This is a genomic window from Pannonibacter sp. I15F10I1 (assembly GCF_900185665.1).
Taxonomy (GTDB): Bacteria; Pseudomonadota; Alphaproteobacteria; order Rhizobiales; family Stappiaceae; genus Pannonibacter; species Pannonibacter indicus.
On record NZ_FYAN01000026.1, the window covers coordinates 703,835 to 719,515 of the forward strand.

The window sequence follows — 15,681 nt, forward strand, 5'->3', positions numbered from 1 at the left end:
CGCACAGACCACATACCGGTCAGGGAGCAGTGACAGCCTTCGCCAACATGGCCATGGGCGCCTCCCCGCGGCTTGCTGCAAGGCTGGAGAGCGTATCCGAACCGGAAGCTCCTGCGATACCAGCCGCCTCAAGCCTTGCGATCAGCGCGGCTTCCTCAAGGCCCAGAACCGGAGCGACAGCCGACAGCGGTGCGCTCTGGACCGCCTTCACCATGGCCATGGCCGGATTGCCGCTGCGGCCCGGCCCGCTCAAGGCTTCGGCTGCGAAGAAGCCGCCTGCGGCAAGACTGCCCGCCAGCGCCAGCGGCATGGCGGCACGGCGGAAATAGCCCAGCATCGGCTTCCAGTTGCGCCACAGGTGAACGGCCACAGGCGCCAGCAGCACCATGGACAGAACTTCATGCATTTCGTGGAAGAGGCCGGACTGCCAGCCGAAGAAGAGAGCCACACCTGAAATGGTGGAGACGAGGAACAGCCCGGCCGTCAGCGGGGTTGCCCATCGGAAAAGAAGATCGCGCATGACTGGAAACCTTTGGCTATCGGGCACCGCCTGATCGCGGCTGCCCTTGGCTCCGGATTCCATAGCACCGGCACCTGTCCGTGCGCGTATCCAATTGTAACGATACGTAATCAAAGGGATGACGCCGCGAAGATCTCAACATCCGCGCGGCGGATCCTGTCAGGTTCAAGCCGTACGGCGCACCACCGAGACGAAGAAACCATCCGTCGCGGTCGAGGCCGGGGTGAGCACCAGATGCCCCTCAGCCGTGGCATGGGCCGGCAGGGCCTTGCCCGGCAGCGCGGCCTCGAAGGAGGCTACGGCAGAGCCGCGCGTAAAGCGGCTGTCGCGCGTCAGAAAGGCCTCGATCTGGCCGCCGTTTTCCTGCGGCAGCAGCGAACAGGTGGCATAGACCAGCCGCCCGCCCGGCTTGACGAAGCGCGCCGCCGTGTCCAGCACGCGGGCCTGATCTTCCATGCGCTCGCCAAGGGCCCTTTCGGTCAGGCGCCACTTGGAATCAGGCCGCCGCCGCCACACGCCCGTGCCGGTGCAAGGCGCATCGACGAAGACCAGATCCATCTGCCCTTCCAGATCCTCCAGCGAGGAGAACTTCGGATCACGCACCTGCACATTGCGCGCGCCCGCACGGGCCAGACGCTCGTGAATGGGCGCAAGGCGCAGCCGGTCGGAATCGTAAGCGTAGATCTGGCCGCGATTTTCCATGAGGGCCGCGAGCGCCAGCGTCTTGCCGCCGCCACCGGCGCAAAGGTCCAGCACCTGTTCGCCGGGCTTCGGAGCTGCGATCAGCGCGGCCAGCTGGCTGGCCTCGTCCTGCAGCTCGAACCAGCCCTTGCGGTAGCCTTCTTCCGCCTGCACATGCGGCATGCGGGCAGCGCCGGGGCGCGGGGCGATGCGCAGGCCCTGCGGCGACAGGCCGGTTTCCACCGCGCCCTCTTCGCCAAGGCGCTTGAGCACCTTTTCGCGCGTCGCCTTCAGCGTGTTGACGCGCAGATCAATCGGCGCACGGGCAGCCAGCGCCTGCCCTTCGGCAACAGCTGCCGCGCCAAAGGCATCCGTGAACATCGGCCACAGCCATTCCGGCACATCGGCGGTCACATGGTCCGGCGCGGGCTCGTCCCGGTCTGTGGAGAGGAAGGCAATTTCGTCTTCGCTCAAGGCTTCGGGCGCATGGCGGTCATCGGCCAGCACCTCGGTGAGGCGCGGCACACCCTGGCCCCAGAGCCGGGCATAGGTTGCCAGCGCCAGCGCGCGCGGGCTGCCAGAGCGCATCTGCCAGCCGAGGCTGAGCTGATGGCGCAGGGCATCAAACACCAGATTGCCGATGATGGTGCGGTCGCCCGACCCGGCAAACCGGTGGGCATTGCCCCAGTCCTTCAGGGCCTCCTGCACCGGGCGGCGGCGGCTTTCCACCTCACCCAGCACCTCGATCGCCGCTGCAAGGCGTCCGCCGTCCTTCATCATGCAACTCCGGTTCCGTTGTCCTGCGCGGGGCTTTATGCTCCTGCGCAGGACAGTGTCAGTCAAATGCTCAGATATTCGTCGGGTAGTTCGGGCTTTCGCGCGTGATCGTCACGTCATGGGCGTGGCTTTCGCGCAGGCCGGCACCGGTGATGCGCACGAAGCGGGCCTTTTCCTGCAGCTCCGGGATCGTCTTGGCGCCAACATAGCCCATGGCAGCGCGCAGGCCGCCGGCAAGCTGATGCAGCACGCTGGAGAGCGGCCCCTTGTACGGCACCTGACCTTCGATGCCTTCCGGCACCAGCTTCAGCGTGTCGCGCACTTCCGCCTGGAAGTAACGGTCGGCAGAGCCGCGCGCCATGGCGCCGACGGAACCCATGCCACGGTAAGCCTTGTAGGAGCGGCCCTGATGCAGATAGACCTCGCCGGGGCTTTCCTCGGTCCCCGCCAGCAGCGAACCGATCATGGCAGCCGAAGCACCAGCTGCCAGCGCCTTGGCCAGATCGCCCGAATACTTGATGCCGCCGTCGGCGATGACCGGAACGCCCTGCTTGGTCGCTTCGTCGCAGGCTTCCAGAATAGCGGTCAGCTGCGGCATGCCGACGCCTGCAACGATACGGGTGGTGCAGATGGAGCCCGGCCCGATGCCGACCTTCACCGCATCCGCACCGGCATCGATCAGCGCCTTGGTGCCCTCGCGGGTGGCGACGTTCCCGGCCAGAACCTGGACGCCGTTGGACAGGGCCTTCACCTTGCTGACCATTTCCAGAACGCGGGCCGAATGGCCGTGGGCGGTGTCCACCACCACGAGGTCAACGCCCGCATCGATCAGACGCTCGGCCCGCTGCATGCCTTCTTCGCCCACGCTGGTGGCGGCGGCAACGCGCAGGCGGCCCTGCTCGTCCTTGGTGGCATTGGGATTGAGGTGGGCCTTTTCGATGTCCTTCACGGTGACAAGGCCGATGCAGTTATAGGCATCGTCCACCACCAGCAGCTTTTCGATGCGGTGCTGGTGCAGAAGGCGCTTGGCTTCTTCCTGGCTGACGGTATCGCGCACGGTGACGAGGTTTTCCCGCGTCATCAGCTCATAGACCTTCTGGCCCGGATTGGTGGCAAAACGCACATCACGGTTGGTGAGCACGCCCACCAGACGGCCGGTCACCAGACCGCCGCTGCCGCCGTTTTCCACCACCGGAATGCCGGAAATGCCATAGGCCTTCATCAGGTCCAGCGCATCCTTGAGAGTGGCGTCCGGGCCGATGACGACCGGGTTCACCACCATGCCGGATTCGAACTTCTTCACCTGGCGCACCTGCTCGGCCTGCTGGTCGAGGGTGAGGTTGCGGTGCACCACGCCGATGCCGCCGGCCTGGGCCATGGCGATGGCAAGGCGGGCTTCCGTCACCGTGTCCATGGCGGAGGACAGGATCGGCAGGTTCAGTTCAATCCCACGGGTGATGCGGGTGCGCACATCGGTCTGGCCCGGCATGACTTCCGAATGGCCCGGCATCAGCAGGACGTCATCAAAGGTCAGCGCATCAACGCCGGTGGTCGGAACGAAAAATGAAGCCATGGCCAATTCCCCTTGAGTTGAAATGCCGGAACCCGCCAGCCCTTGGGAAGGCGGCGGCGGCAGGATGCGCTTCGGCAATGCCGGAGAAGTTGGCGCGGGTGAATAACACGCAGGTGACAGGTTGGGAAGGGCAAACAAACAAGCTGTGACAAATGGATGATTGAAGCAGTCTTCCATTCGGCCACACCGCCGCCCTGCCCGGACCTCAGTCCTCCCCGTCTCCTTCGCCCTCAAGCAGGCGCGGATCGCGGGAGGCAGCGCGATTGCCCCGGAATCCCTTGGCGACCACGTAAAGCTCCGGGCTTTCCTTGCGGCTGGCCGGCGGCTTGATGTGGGCGACGGAATCAAAGGACTTCTTCAGGTCGGTCAGCAGCTGATTCTCCGTGCCGCCCCGGAACACCTTGGCAAGGAAGGCCCCGCCCGGTGCCAGATTCGTCAGCGCAAAATCAATCGCCACCTCGAACAGATGCGTGGTGCGCAGATGGTCGGTCTTGCGGTGGCCCGTGGTGGGCGCCGCCATGTCCGACAGCACCAGATCCGGCTTGTGCCCGCCAAGGGCGGCGATCAGCGCGTCCGGCGCATCCTCATCAAGAAAATCCTTCTTGAGCAGCACGACGCCCGGCAGATGGTCCATGTCGAGATAATCGATGCCGACGACCAGCGGCTCTTCCGGCGTGGACTTGACCACATCGGCCAGCACCTGACACCAGCCGCCGGGCGCGGCGCCCAGATCCACCACGCGCAGGCCCGGCCGCAGCAGGTTGAGCTTCTCGTCGATTTCCAGCAGCTTGTAGGCCGCCCGCGACCGGTAGCCGTCGATCTTGGACCGGCGGACATAGGGGTCATTGAGGTGCCGCTCCAGCCAGCGCGTGGAGGATTCCTTGCGCTTGGCCGCCGTCTTCACCCGCACATGCAGGCCGCGATCACCCGCTCCGCGCTTGCCGCCTGTCATGATCTTCCTTTCTGGCCCTTGTGGCCGCGTCCGCCGCGGGACCATACGCCATCCGCAGCCATCAGTTCGGTCAGAATACCCTCGCGCAGACCCCGGTCGGCGACGCGCAGGCGCGCACAGGTCCAGCGGCGGCGGATGGCTTCCAGAATGGCGCAGCCCGCCAGCACCAGATCGGCCCTGTCCGCACCGATGCAAGGGTTCTCCACCCGCTCCCGGTAGGACATGTCGCGCAGCTTGGCAACCATGGCCGACACATCCTCATCCGCCAGCCAGGCTCCGTCCACACGGCGCCGGTCATAGCGGCGCAGGCCGAAATGCACGCCCGCCAGCGTCGTCACCGTGCCGGAGGTGCCCAGCATGTGCATGTTGCTGGAGGCCATCGCCTCGCGGAGCCCGGCGCCAAGCACCGAGCCATCGAGATGGCTGCTGACATCATCGATCATCGCCTCGAAGACTTCATGGCTCACGTCCATGCCGCCGTGGCGCTCCGCCAGATTGACGACGCCCACCGGCAGCGACACCCATGCACGGATGAAGCGCGTCAGCGCATAGCCGCGCGCCCCGCCCCGGTTGCGCAGATCCAGCCAGACGATTTCCGACGAGCCGCCGCCGATATCGAACAGCAGCACGCCATCCGCATCCCGGTCCACCAGCGAGGCACAGCCCGCCACCGCCAGCCGGGCTTCCGTTTCCCGGTTGACGATTTCCAGCGCCAGCCCCGTTTCCCGCTGCACGCGGGCGATGAACTCCTCGCCATTTTCCGCCGCGCGGCAGGCTTCCGTCGCGATCAGGCGCGAGCGGCGCACGCCGCGCTCGGCCAGCTTGCGGTGGCAGCTGTCCAGCGCCTCGATGGCGCGCTCCATGGCCGCCTCGCTGAGGCGGCGGCTGGCGCCCACCCCCTCGCCCAGGCGCACGATGCGCGAATAGGCATCGACGACGCGAAAGCCCCGTTCGTCCGGTTTGGCGATCAGCAGGCGGCAGTTGTTGGTGCCAAGGTCAAGCGCGGCATAAAGATCGCCGTCCGCCTCACCGGAACGCCCTGCCTCATAGCCGGAGCGGCGCACCTGCGGCAGGTCATGGCCCGTCTGTGGCCGGGGCTGTTGGCGCGGCTCCACAGCCTGCCGGGCGGCATTGTGAGCAGCCGGGTGAGCAGCCTGCTCCCCGCCAGCCTGATCAGGCCCGGAAGCACCGCGCGGGGCCGGATGGGCGGATGCAGAATGCGCGCCGCGCGCCGCACCGCGCCCGCGCCGCCGCCTGCGGCCACGCCCGCCTGCCCCGTCCGTCTCCGCGCCGGGATGGGCTGCCTGCCCCGTTGCAAGATCGCCCGCCTCGTTTCCGGTGCCGGAACCGGAAAGCTGCGGGCTGTCCAGCAGCTGATGGGAAGGCTGACCTGAAGATGGCCCTGAAGATGGCCCTGAAGACGCCCCTGCAGCTGCTCCAGCGCTCCGTCCCTTGAAACCGGGGCGCCCGCCACGGGCATGCCGCGGCTGGTTGCCAGAACCGGAAGCAGAACCGGAGCCCGAAGCAGAAGCAGAACCCGGGCCTGTTTGCCCGTTCCGCCCGCCATGACCGGACCCCGCCTGCCCGCCCTGCGGACTGGAAGCCTTGGAACCGGCAGCCATGGGACCGGCAGCTTTGGAACTGGCGGTTTGCTCTGCGCCGCCGGCGGCAGGACCATCCTCGCCCTGAAGGCAGGCGCGCCGCTCGGCACGATTGGGCCGCTGATCGGCGCGCGGACGGCGCCTGTGCTTCTTCTTTGCCGGACGCGGCCCCGAAGACGTTTCCGCCTGCGGTCCGGGCGCAACTGGCCCGTTCTCGATTCGCTTCTGGGCGCCGCCCCTGCCCTTGGAACGGCGCTTCTTGCGCGGGCCCTTGCCGGACCGCGCATCCTGAACCGAAGCCGCACCAGCCTGCCGCTCCCGTGCCGGGGCAGCCTCCTGACCGTGCTCTTCCACCTGAATGCCCTTCTGCGCCGGCGCCAGTCACCCAGGAGGAGCCCCTCAAGAGGACAGCGCGCGCAACAAGATAATGTTGGGCAAAGTGTATCAGCTTGCCTGCCGCAGCGCAAAGGCGGCAAAGCGCAAGAGGCAGGAAAGACGCAACGACAGCTTAGGGGCGCTCAAAACCACCCGGCAAAACCGGACGAAGCATCCGAACGAAGCATCCGGAAGAAACATCCGCAGGACGAACCGCCACCAGCAGGCCACGCCCGCAGACCCGCAGTTATGGCAAGGCAGAAACAGGACTGGTCTCATGACCCCGGTTTCCGGGCCGGATTCCGCCATTTTTCCAAGCGCTTGAGATCATTCATCCACAGGCGCGCAGCCGTTTCATTTTTTTGCCTCTCCCCAGTTGATCCCCCGCCCCCAAGCCGCTATAAGCCCCCTCATCGCAGCGCCACCAAGCGCCGCCCGCCAAGAAGGCGTCTACTGGGGAATAGGTTAACGGTAGACCCACGGACTCTGACTCCGTTAGTCCTGGTTCGAATCCAGGTTCCCCAGCCAACTTTCCTGAAAGCCCCTGCATCACTGGTTTTCCGATCGTGCCCGTTCTGGTTTGGAGTCACTGGTGGCCCGATGCCCGGAACTGATGCCCCGGGAGTTTCCGGTTCCGGTTAACCTCGAAACCGGGGGACCTCAGATCAATCCCGTGTCTCGTTCGATAAAACTTAAGGTAGCGTCACCGGGCGTAGCACCCGCATTCCAACCATGGCACCGATCGGCATTGCCATCACCGGCACTTTCCCGGCACACAGAACCGGAGACGGCGTCAGGCCATTGGAGGTGCTGGATACCGGTTACTCTAGCTTACACCCGACGGCCCGGCCTGAAATCCGATCGAGAAGACCTCCAAGGCGATCTTGCGCGCCAAAGCCGGACGGACGGTCGAGGGCGATGAGATATGGCAGGCCAGATCGCCTGTTTTTCGAGCCGCAGGCTTGCGCTAACGGCTTCTCCGCAGACAATAAGGCGTGAAGTGGCTGCGCCCTATTTTTTGGCCGGCATCCTCAAGTCGATGCTCGCACCACCGAACAGCCGGGCCTGCGAATGAAGCACATGCTCGCGCATCCGGTCAGCCGCTGCGTCTCCGTCAGACGCAAGGATCGCCTCGAAAATCGCCTGATGCTCGTGCAGCACACGCTCCAGGCCAGCGGCTCCCTCCCGCAACAACGACTGGCCATGCATCTTCATCCCCGCCGAGATCTGCTCGTGCAGCGCTCTCAGCGTAGCTTCGAAAAAAGTGTTGTTGGCGGCATGTGCCACCGCAATGTGGAACGTAAAATCCGCATCCTCACGGTGCAGCATCGACCCGGTGGCCGCCCTCATCAGGTCCAGTGCGTTCGAGAGCCTGGCCAAGGCCTCGTCATTCCGCCGCTCGGCGGCAAGACGAGCAGCCTGTGGCTCGACCGTCAGCCGAAACTCATAGCAGCGCTGAATATCGGCGATCGTTTCGATCCGGCCATAGCCCAAGGTCCGGGCCTGGTGCGGGCGGACAAAGTTCCCCGCCCCCTGACGCGAGACAATCAGCCCTTCCGCCCGCAGCCGCTCCAGTGCATCCCGCAGCACCGGGCGCGACACGCCGATCTCAGCGGCCAGTGCCGTCTCTGAAGGGAGCTTCTCGTCAGGCGGGTAATCGCCGTTGCTGATCCGCCCGTAGAGCGTGTTGTAGACATGATCGGCGAAGGAAGGCCGAGATTTTTGCCGAGGCTCTTTCAAGCGATGATCCCGTAGTTGACAATTGCAAGTGCTGCCGCACGATTATCGACCAGATTGACGAGTTGCGCCAGCGTGTCCGGCCCTCCGAACCCACCAGACTTGGTGACCACATGAAGGACGCGCGCGCCTTGTAGCGTGGCGCGCGCAACCGGAATACCCGGCAGCGCAAGACCGCAGACATCAAGACACCCGATCCCAATCCGGGAAAGAACTGCGCCCGCGGTCTCGCCGCCGCAGGCTATCAGAGTGGCGATGGTTTCCCGCAGCAGGATGCTGGCAACGCCTTGGGCAAAAAGCGCTCCTGCCTCGGCCGGCGGGCGGCCCGTGCCGCCGGGCACCATCTGGACCACGCAGGTGCTGAACGGAATGTCCCGGCGCAGTTCTCCGTCGGGAGCGGCATGGAGCGGTATCTCCAGCCGCCCGGCCTGTGCAAGCGTGATCGGATCGCGTGAACCAATGGCGAGAACTGCGGGGCCATGAAGACGCGGCGTGGCGACCGGCCGCGCTCCGGGCCAGAGGCGCTCGGCCATGGCTGCGGCCAGCGCACGGGCACCAACCGGAAGCCCTGCGGATTCCACGGCGCGCTGCATCTGGTCTGTATCGGTGATCTCGGGCACCTCGGCTGACAGACCTTCGAAATGACCGGCAATCCCGATGGGCTGGCTAATACCGCTGCCGCTGAGAAATCCATTCTGCTGGATACGGCCCATGTCGGGAAGAGCGGGGGCGACGAGCAGCCGCGACTGGCCGAGAGCAGCGGCCAGCCGGGCGGTTTCGGCAAACACATGACCCTTCAGCCGTGAGTCGACCTTCTTCATCACGGCCTCGGGCGACAGCCAAGGCAAAGTGGCGCAGACCGCGTCCATTGCCTCAAGAGCTGCTGCGGCACTTCCCTCGCGGCTGCCGGTGCTGACGGCGACAACCGGCGGCAAGGCCTGTCCTTCCGCTGCGGCCAGAGCCGCAGGTGACAGAAAGGCACGCGCCGCAATGCCAAGCCGTGCGGCCTCGCCTGCACTGTCCAGAGCGCCAGTCAGGTCGTCGGCAACGATCAGCAGCCGCGGTCCGCTCATCAGCCGCACTCGTCAAGCGGCACGATCATATGCCGGATCGACTGGCGGAAATGCGTCCATGTGACGTGTACCCTGCCTTGCCGGTCCTGCAGTATCGAGGGGTACGACAGCTCGCGGTTCACCTGATCGGCCGAGTTGTTCGACAGGCAGTAGCCGTCGCTGAATGCAAGATCGATCCGCTGCGGCCAGCTTTGCCCGTCGTCCGGGGATAGGGCAAGCGACAGCGGCGCGCGCGGCGCGCCCCAGAACGCCCGGCCAGGCTCGGCTGCAGGTGTGCCGTCCTCTTCTTCGATCTCATCGTAGAGCGAGACCCGCCGCCCCCCCGCATCTGCACGACTGGCGTGATTGTAGACGATGCCGAGGCGCCCGTCCGTCAGACGGATAGCCTGAACTGACGAGTTGTTGTTCGGAAGACCTGCGGGCTCCGGCGCGCTCCAACTGAGCCCGTCCGTAGAATACGAGCGCCAGATATGATCGGCCCACCGGCTGCGGTAGAAAGCGGCCATCCGGCCATCGGTCAGCGGGACGATATTCATGTGCACACACCCAAGGCTGCCCGGCACCTCGTGGATCTGCCAGCTGGCTCCCTGATCGCGCGAAACCATGACCACACTGTCATCATTCTCGCCGGTCCAGGTCTCGCCCGGCGCTGCACGGCAGCGAAAGCCGGGCAGCAGCCATGCCCCGTCCCCGGTTACGACAACCGGCTGACGCACGAAGATGCCCTTCTGCGGCCAAAGAGCGCGCGGCTCGGTCCAATTTGTGCCGCCATCGTCCGAGATGCGGAAGCGAACTTCGGCCTCGTTCTGCCGGCCGCCAGGCTGCGCCGTGTAGATCAGCCACAACCGGCCATCCGGCGCTGTGAAAAGCACCGGGTTCTGTTCGGAGCGCGCCGGATCGCCGGACACCTGAACCGGCTCGCTCCAGCTTGTGCCATCGAAGCGCGACAGGAAGATCGAGATATCGGACTTGCCCTCCATCGTACCGCCAAACCAGGCGCACAGGATGGTCCCATCGGGCATTTCATGAAGGAATGAGGCGTGGTTCTGCACGCGGTGCGCCGGCAGGCTGATGGCGGGGAAGGCTGTCTCAGCCATGATGGTATCGGTCATTCAAGCCTCCTTCAGGCGGTGACAAAACGGGGGCGTAAGGCAAAGCGCCAGAGAAGCAGGAAACCAGCCAGGGCCACAGAAATCAGCCAGCCGGTGGACAGTGTCGGCGTGACAACCAGTGCGAGGCTGAGGATCGCAAAGCCGATGCGCTCGGGTAAGGTCAGTGTCCCGCGCAGCCAGCCAATCAGAAAGACGGCCCAGCAGAAGGTGGCCAGGAACATTCCGGCCGCCCCAACGGCAATCTGTAGCGGGTTGCCCTGCCAAAGCACGTGAGGATCATTGATGAAGCCGAACGGCACGAGAAAAATCACCAGCGAATAACCGAAGGCCAGAAGCCCGGTTTTGTTGGCATCCGATTTGGCGATACCTGCAGCCGCATAGGAGCACAGCGCCACGGGCGGTGTGACCATTGACAGCACGCAATAATAGAGAACGAAGAGGTTTGCGGCCAATCGCTCGACGCCCAGGTCCATCAGCGCAGGAACAAAGACAAGCGAGCCGATGATGTAAGCCGCAACGGTTGGCAACCCCATCCCCATGATGATGCAACCGAAGATAACGAGCAGCAGCGAGAGATAGAGATTCCCGGTGCCCATGTCCGACAGCAGCCTCACGAACTTCAAGGCCAGGTTCGACTGCGTCGCCACCACCATGACCACGCCGACGGCAGCCAGTGGAGCCGAAATCCAGGCCATCTGTCTGGCTGTGTCGAGAACAGTTTCAAAAAGCTGGCGGATGTTGTAGCGCGTCGACTTGCGCAGCAGCGGTGCCACGAGTGCAATGGCCGTGCCGACCAGCGCGGCATAAGGGGCCGAATACCCTGCCACCAGCGCCGCAATCATCGCCACAGGCGCGGCCAGCAGGTGAAGGCGCGGCAGAACCGGGGGAATGTTTAGAAGCTCGGGGGCGACATCGCCAACCCCCGACTTTCGCGCCCGCAGATCCACGATCACATAGAGTGCGAAGTAGAAGGCCGCCGCCGGGATCAGCGCAGCTGCGGCAATATTGACATAGGGAATGCCCAGCATGTCGGCCATGACGAACGCTGCAACGCCCATGATCGGCGGCATCAGCTGCCCACCAGTTGACGCAATGGCCTCGGTCGCAGCGGCCTGTTCTTTGCTGTAGCCCGAACGGTTCATGATCGGGATTGTCAGAACACCCGTCGAAGTGGTGTTGGCAATCGCCGAGCCCGACACCATGCCGAAAAGCGCGGAGCCAACCAGCGACATCTTTGCAGCTCCGCCTTTGAGCCGCGCCGTCATCCGCATGGCAAGGTCGATGAACAGCTGCCCTCCCCCGGTGATGGCAAAGACCGATCCGAAGAGGACGAAGTAAAAGACAAAATTGATCGCTGCACTGGCGGTTACGCCAAAGATGCCGTCAGTCTTCATGCTGATCAGTTCCGCCTGCGTCGGCAGATCGAAGCCTGGAAAGCGCATCAGGCCGGGGAACCAAGGCCCCAGATAAGCGTAGGCAAGGAACGTCAGCACCACCGCCAGCAGTGACCAGCCAACCGAACGCCGCACAGCCTCGAAAATCAGCGCGAGACCCAAAACATGCAGCAGAATATCGACCGGCAGGATGGGATCAATCATCTCGAAGCGCCGCTCCAGGCGGAATATTTCGCCCGCGTAAAGAACGACCACCATCAACGACAATGCGACCCCGGCAATGTCCAGCAGTCTGCCGGCTAAGCGGGTTGCCTGCCCCTGCCAGTCCAGGGGCGTCCAGGCAAATACCAGCGCGGTTGCCATGAAGACGTGGAAGCTCGCGGCCGTCAAAGGAGAGGACGGGCGGAAAAACTGCACCAAAAGAAAGCCGACATAGGCGAACGAGAGCGCAGCCTGAAGCACCCGCCAGAGCGCATTATAGGTAAAGTATCTGCTCATCACGGGCTCCTCCCCTTCCGAACAGGCCGCCGCTTTACCGCGGCGGCCGACCGTTGCTTACTGGATCCAGCCGCGCTCGCGGTAATAGCGTGCAGCCCCCGGATGAAGCTCGATCACGGCCTGATCGGGCTGCGCACCAGCTTCGGGGTTCCAGTCAGCAAGCGCTGGGAAGGTTGCGGCGATGCGTTCCCGCTGTTCGACCAACGCCCGTGTCAGCTGATAGGCAACCTCCTCATCCATGTCGGCATTGGCGATCAGGATCGTAGGCGTCATGGAGGTCAGATACGCGCCGTCCTGCCCTGGGTAGCTGCCTTCGGGCATCTGAGCTTCGGGCGCGCCGAGCTGGGTCATATGATCGAGAACCTTCTGACTGGCCGGAATAAAGACCATCGGCGTGGTGAGCGTCACCTCCGACATGGTGGCCTGACCAACGGGAGAGTTCTCGATGTAGACATCGGCAGTCGCATCACGCAGCATTTGCGCGATCTGTGCCGTGCTGATCTGGGTGATTGCACCACGGCCGCGCATGTCCTCAAGGCTGCTGCCCAGGGCCTCGAACATGTAGTTTGCGAGGATCGGCACCTGCGAACCTGCCGGCTTCAGCACGAAACGCGGCGGATTGTCCGATGCCACCATCTCGTCGAAGGTCTTGAGGCCGCTGCGCTCCACATAATCCCGGCGCGCCGCAATCGTCGTATAGGCGAGCTGCAAACCACCCAGAATTGCGCGGGCGTTGCTTGCCTCGCGCCCCTTGAATTCCTCACCGATCCCGTCACGGGCCCACACGGCTGCGGCAGCAGAGACAAATCCGAGGTCAGCCGCCCCCTGGCTGACGGCCACAGGATTGGTCATGCCGCCACCGCGCGGGAGCACTTCGACCGACAGCTTGTGCGCGCCCTCCGACGCCTCGATGATCTCGCCAAAGGTCGAGCCGTAAGAGTACCAGCTACCGCCTGGTTCCTGGCTGATGAGCCGCAGCTGCACCTGATCGGCATAGGCTGCCAGCGGCGTTGTAAAAAGCGCAGCCGCGATGGCCGCTGTCCTCAAATGCTTCATGTCGTCCTCCCTGATGTCGCACACCCTGATTTCCGGCCAGCATCAGGCCAGCCTCCACCTCACCCTCCTTGCAAGGCACATAAGCAATGCGCTTCAGATGATAACTTGTCAATTAATTTTCGACAAAGGAAACTGGATACTAAATTTCAGATGACGAAGAAACCATTTTATCCGTTGATTTTATTAATTAAATTCAAGAACCACTCAAATATCGCCTTAAATCTGGCTGATCGTCATGTTGACAAGTTGTAACTCCAAGGCCATTAATGCACCACAAGCACCGGAGGATGCCATGCTGGATAAGCCCCTAGAATTGCTGCAGCCCGGCTGCATACGAATTGGCGCAAACCAAGCCGCACAGGCAAAGCAATGGCTGAGTGCGCGAAACCTGTCCCGGCCCATCGTCATCGCGGATGCGTTCAACGCGGCGCGCCTCCACGTGTTAGGCCTTGAGCCTGCGGACACCTGCTGCATCTCCGTCCGGCCCGAGCCTGACCTGACTGATCTAAATACGGCCGTCAGCGCAGCCCGCGACGTCAAGCCCGATGCCGTGATCGGCTTCGGGGGCGGCAGCGCCATGGACGTAGCCAAGCTTGTCTCGGTAATGATAGATCCCTCCAGTGCGTTCGAGGGGATCTCCGGGCTGAACCGCGCCCCTTCCCGTGATGCTGCACTGCTGCAAATCCCGACGACCGCTGGGACCGGCAGCGAGGCAGGAACCCGGGCACTGGTCACCGAGCCCGGCACGCAGCGAAAGATCGCCACGGAAAGCCCCCACATGCTGGCGGATATGGTGATCCTCGATCCTGAACTGACGGTCTCGCTTCCCGCAGGTGTCACCGCGGCCACCGGTATCGATGCACTCGCCCACTGTGTCGAGGCCTTCACGAGCCGCCGCGCGCATCCGGTCATCGACCACTATGCACTGGAGGGCATCCGGCTTGTCGGGCGCTTTCTGCCGCGCGCCGTCCGCGACGGCGGTGACCTTGAGGCGCGGGCCGCCCTGCTTCTGGCATCATTCTACGGCGGCGTCTGCCTCGGCCCCGTCAATACAACTGCGGGGCATGCGGTCGCCTATCCGCTCGGAACCCGCCATCACCTGCCGCACGGACTGGCGAATGCGCTGATCTTCCCGCATGTCCTGGCCGCGAACGCCGAGCATTGCCGTGAAAAGACCGCACATGTCGCGGAAGCGCTCGGCCTTTCCAGGAACCGCCCTCTGGCGGAGGCAGCTAATGACTTCTGCGCAGGCCTTGGCCTGAAAATGCGCCTGCGGGATCATGCGGTTCCGGAAAATGACCTGCCCGAGATGGCAGGCGAAGCCCATGCCATCCGCCGCCTTCTTGACTATAACCCGCGGGATCTGTCCCGCAGCGACATCCTCGCGCTTTACCGCGCGGCCTATTGAGCCATTGGAGTTCCCATGACACATGCCGCTTGCCGCGCCTTTGTCGCCACAGTCACCTGCTTCAACGGCGACGAAACGCTGAACCTCGATCAATGCCGGGCGCAAGTACGCCGTCAGGTTGAAGCAGGCAACGATATTCTCTGCGCCGGTACCAACGGCGATTTCACCGCTCTGCTCTTCGACGAAAAACTGGCTCTGACTGAGGCCGTACTGACCGAAAACGAGGGCAGGATGCGGGTCATGGTCAATGTTGGCACACCTTCCACCTTCGAGACGGTGCGGCTGGCAAAGGCCGCCGCCGCTCTCGGCGTCGACTGCATATCCGTCATTACCCCCTATTTCATTGCCTGCACGCAGGACGGGCTCCGCCGGCATTTCGAAGCCGTCGCCGACGCGGTGGACGTACCCGTCTATCTCTACGACATACCGGCGCGCACGCAGAACCATATCGAGCCGGAAACGGCGGCAGCCCTTGCACGGCACGGCAACATCCACGGCATCAAGGACAGCGGCGGCAGCCAGAAGACTCTGGAAGAGTACCTGGAGGTTTCGCGCAATGCGCCGGACTTTGGCGTCTGGTCGGGACCGGATCACCTTGTTCTCTGGGCGCTGCAGAATGGTGCCGCCGGCGCAATCTCCGGGCTTGGCAACGTTGCGCCGCATCTGCTTGCGGAAATCGTCCGCGCCTTCAATGCAGGCGATATGGACGCAGCTGGGGCTGCGCAGGCACGCTTTGGTGCCCTGCGGACCGAACTCTATGCCCTGGGTTATCCTCCGGCGGTTGTAAAGCGGGCGCTCTATCTTTCTGACCCGCGCGTCGGAGCGTCGCGTCAGCCTGCCCTGCTGCCCAATCCGGAACAGGATGCCGCAATCCGCGTGATCCTGGAAAGCCACGGCCTTGCCGCAACCGCCTGAACGGAGCCA

General features: G+C 64.2%; 12 protein-coding genes and 1 tRNA gene. 3 read left to right on the plus strand and 10 right to left on the minus strand.

Going from position 1 to position 15,681, the window contains the following annotated elements:
- Window positions 1-19: 19 nt before the first annotated feature.
- The 5 genes from IF10I1_RS16515 to IF10I1_RS22875 all read right to left on the minus strand — a co-directional run bounded on the left by IF10I1_RS16515 (window position 20) and on the right by IF10I1_RS22875 (window position 5,876).
- On the minus strand, window positions 20-520 hold the full coding sequence (locus tag IF10I1_RS16515) for a DUF4405 domain-containing protein (RefSeq protein ID WP_186393566.1): 501 nt from the start codon (window positions 518-520) through the stop codon (window positions 20-22).
- 165 nt (window positions 521-685) lie between these two features.
- Window positions 686-1,978 carry an RsmB/NOP family class I SAM-dependent RNA methyltransferase gene (locus tag IF10I1_RS16520; protein WP_186394011.1) on the minus strand — a complete coding sequence of 431 codons (1,293 nt, stop codon included), beginning with the start codon at window positions 1,976-1,978 and terminating at the stop codon, window positions 686-688.
- Between the two features lie 70 nt (window positions 1,979-2,048).
- Window positions 2,049-3,551, minus strand: a complete 1,503-nt coding sequence (gene guaB / locus IF10I1_RS16525; RefSeq protein WP_186393567.1) for an IMP dehydrogenase — start codon at window positions 3,549-3,551, stop codon at window positions 2,049-2,051.
- Window positions 3,552-3,756: 205 nt separating this feature from the next.
- Entirely contained in the window at window positions 3,757-4,503 is a 747-nt protein-coding gene (locus IF10I1_RS16530) for an RlmE family RNA methyltransferase (RefSeq protein WP_186393568.1), read from the minus strand.
- Window positions 4,500-5,876 (minus strand): Ppx/GppA phosphatase family protein, encoded by a 1,377-nt coding sequence (locus IF10I1_RS22875; RefSeq protein WP_371341339.1) that lies wholly within the window; start codon window positions 5,874-5,876, stop codon window positions 4,500-4,502. Before IF10I1_RS22875 ends, IF10I1_RS16530 begins: the two co-directional genes overlap by 4 nt.
- Window positions 5,877-6,933: 1,057 nt before the next feature.
- Here IF10I1_RS22875 and IF10I1_RS16540 point away from each other — a divergent pair.
- A tRNA-Gln gene (locus IF10I1_RS16540) sits at window positions 6,934-7,007 on the plus strand.
- 483 nt (window positions 7,008-7,490) lie between these two features.
- On the opposite strand, the gene IF10I1_RS16545 is transcribed toward IF10I1_RS16540, so the two are convergent.
- The 5 genes from IF10I1_RS16545 to IF10I1_RS16565 are packed head-to-tail and all read right to left on the minus strand — an operon-like array spanning window position 7,491 to window position 13,349.
- Entirely contained in the window at window positions 7,491-8,219 is a 729-nt protein-coding gene (locus tag IF10I1_RS16545; protein ID WP_123194165.1) for a FadR/GntR family transcriptional regulator, read from the minus strand.
- The gene (locus IF10I1_RS16550) at window positions 8,216-9,289 is read right to left on the minus strand and encodes a four-carbon acid sugar kinase family protein (RefSeq protein WP_186393580.1); all 1,074 of its coding nucleotides are present in this window, start codon (window positions 9,287-9,289) and stop codon (window positions 8,216-8,218) included. Before IF10I1_RS16550 ends, IF10I1_RS16545 begins: the two co-directional genes overlap by 4 nt.
- A complete protein-coding gene (locus IF10I1_RS16555; RefSeq protein ID WP_123194163.1) occupies window positions 9,289-10,401 on the minus strand; it encodes an exo-alpha-sialidase in 1,113 nt (370 codons plus the stop codon). Before IF10I1_RS16555 ends, IF10I1_RS16550 begins: the two co-directional genes overlap by 1 nt.
- Before the next feature lie 11 nt (window positions 10,402-10,412).
- Window positions 10,413-12,293 carry a TRAP transporter fused permease subunit gene (locus IF10I1_RS16560; protein ID WP_186424602.1) on the minus strand — a complete coding sequence of 627 codons (1,881 nt, stop codon included), beginning with the start codon at window positions 12,291-12,293 and terminating at the stop codon, window positions 10,413-10,415.
- A 57-nt stretch (window positions 12,294-12,350) separates the two neighbouring features.
- Window positions 12,351-13,349, minus strand: a complete 999-nt coding sequence (locus IF10I1_RS16565; protein WP_186424578.1) for a TAXI family TRAP transporter solute-binding subunit — start codon at window positions 13,347-13,349, stop codon at window positions 12,351-12,353.
- Window positions 13,350-13,641: 292 nt separating this feature from the next.
- Here IF10I1_RS16565 and IF10I1_RS16570 point away from each other — a divergent pair, with 292 nt between their 5' ends.
- Window positions 13,642-14,757 carry an iron-containing alcohol dehydrogenase family protein gene (locus IF10I1_RS16570; protein ID WP_186424579.1) on the plus strand — a complete coding sequence of 372 codons (1,116 nt, stop codon included), beginning with the start codon at window positions 13,642-13,644 and terminating at the stop codon, window positions 14,755-14,757.
- 15 nt (window positions 14,758-14,772) lie between these two features.
- Window positions 14,773-15,672, plus strand: a complete 900-nt coding sequence (locus tag IF10I1_RS16575; protein WP_123194159.1) for a dihydrodipicolinate synthase family protein — start codon at window positions 14,773-14,775, stop codon at window positions 15,670-15,672.
- Window positions 15,673-15,681: the final 9 nt, after the last annotated feature.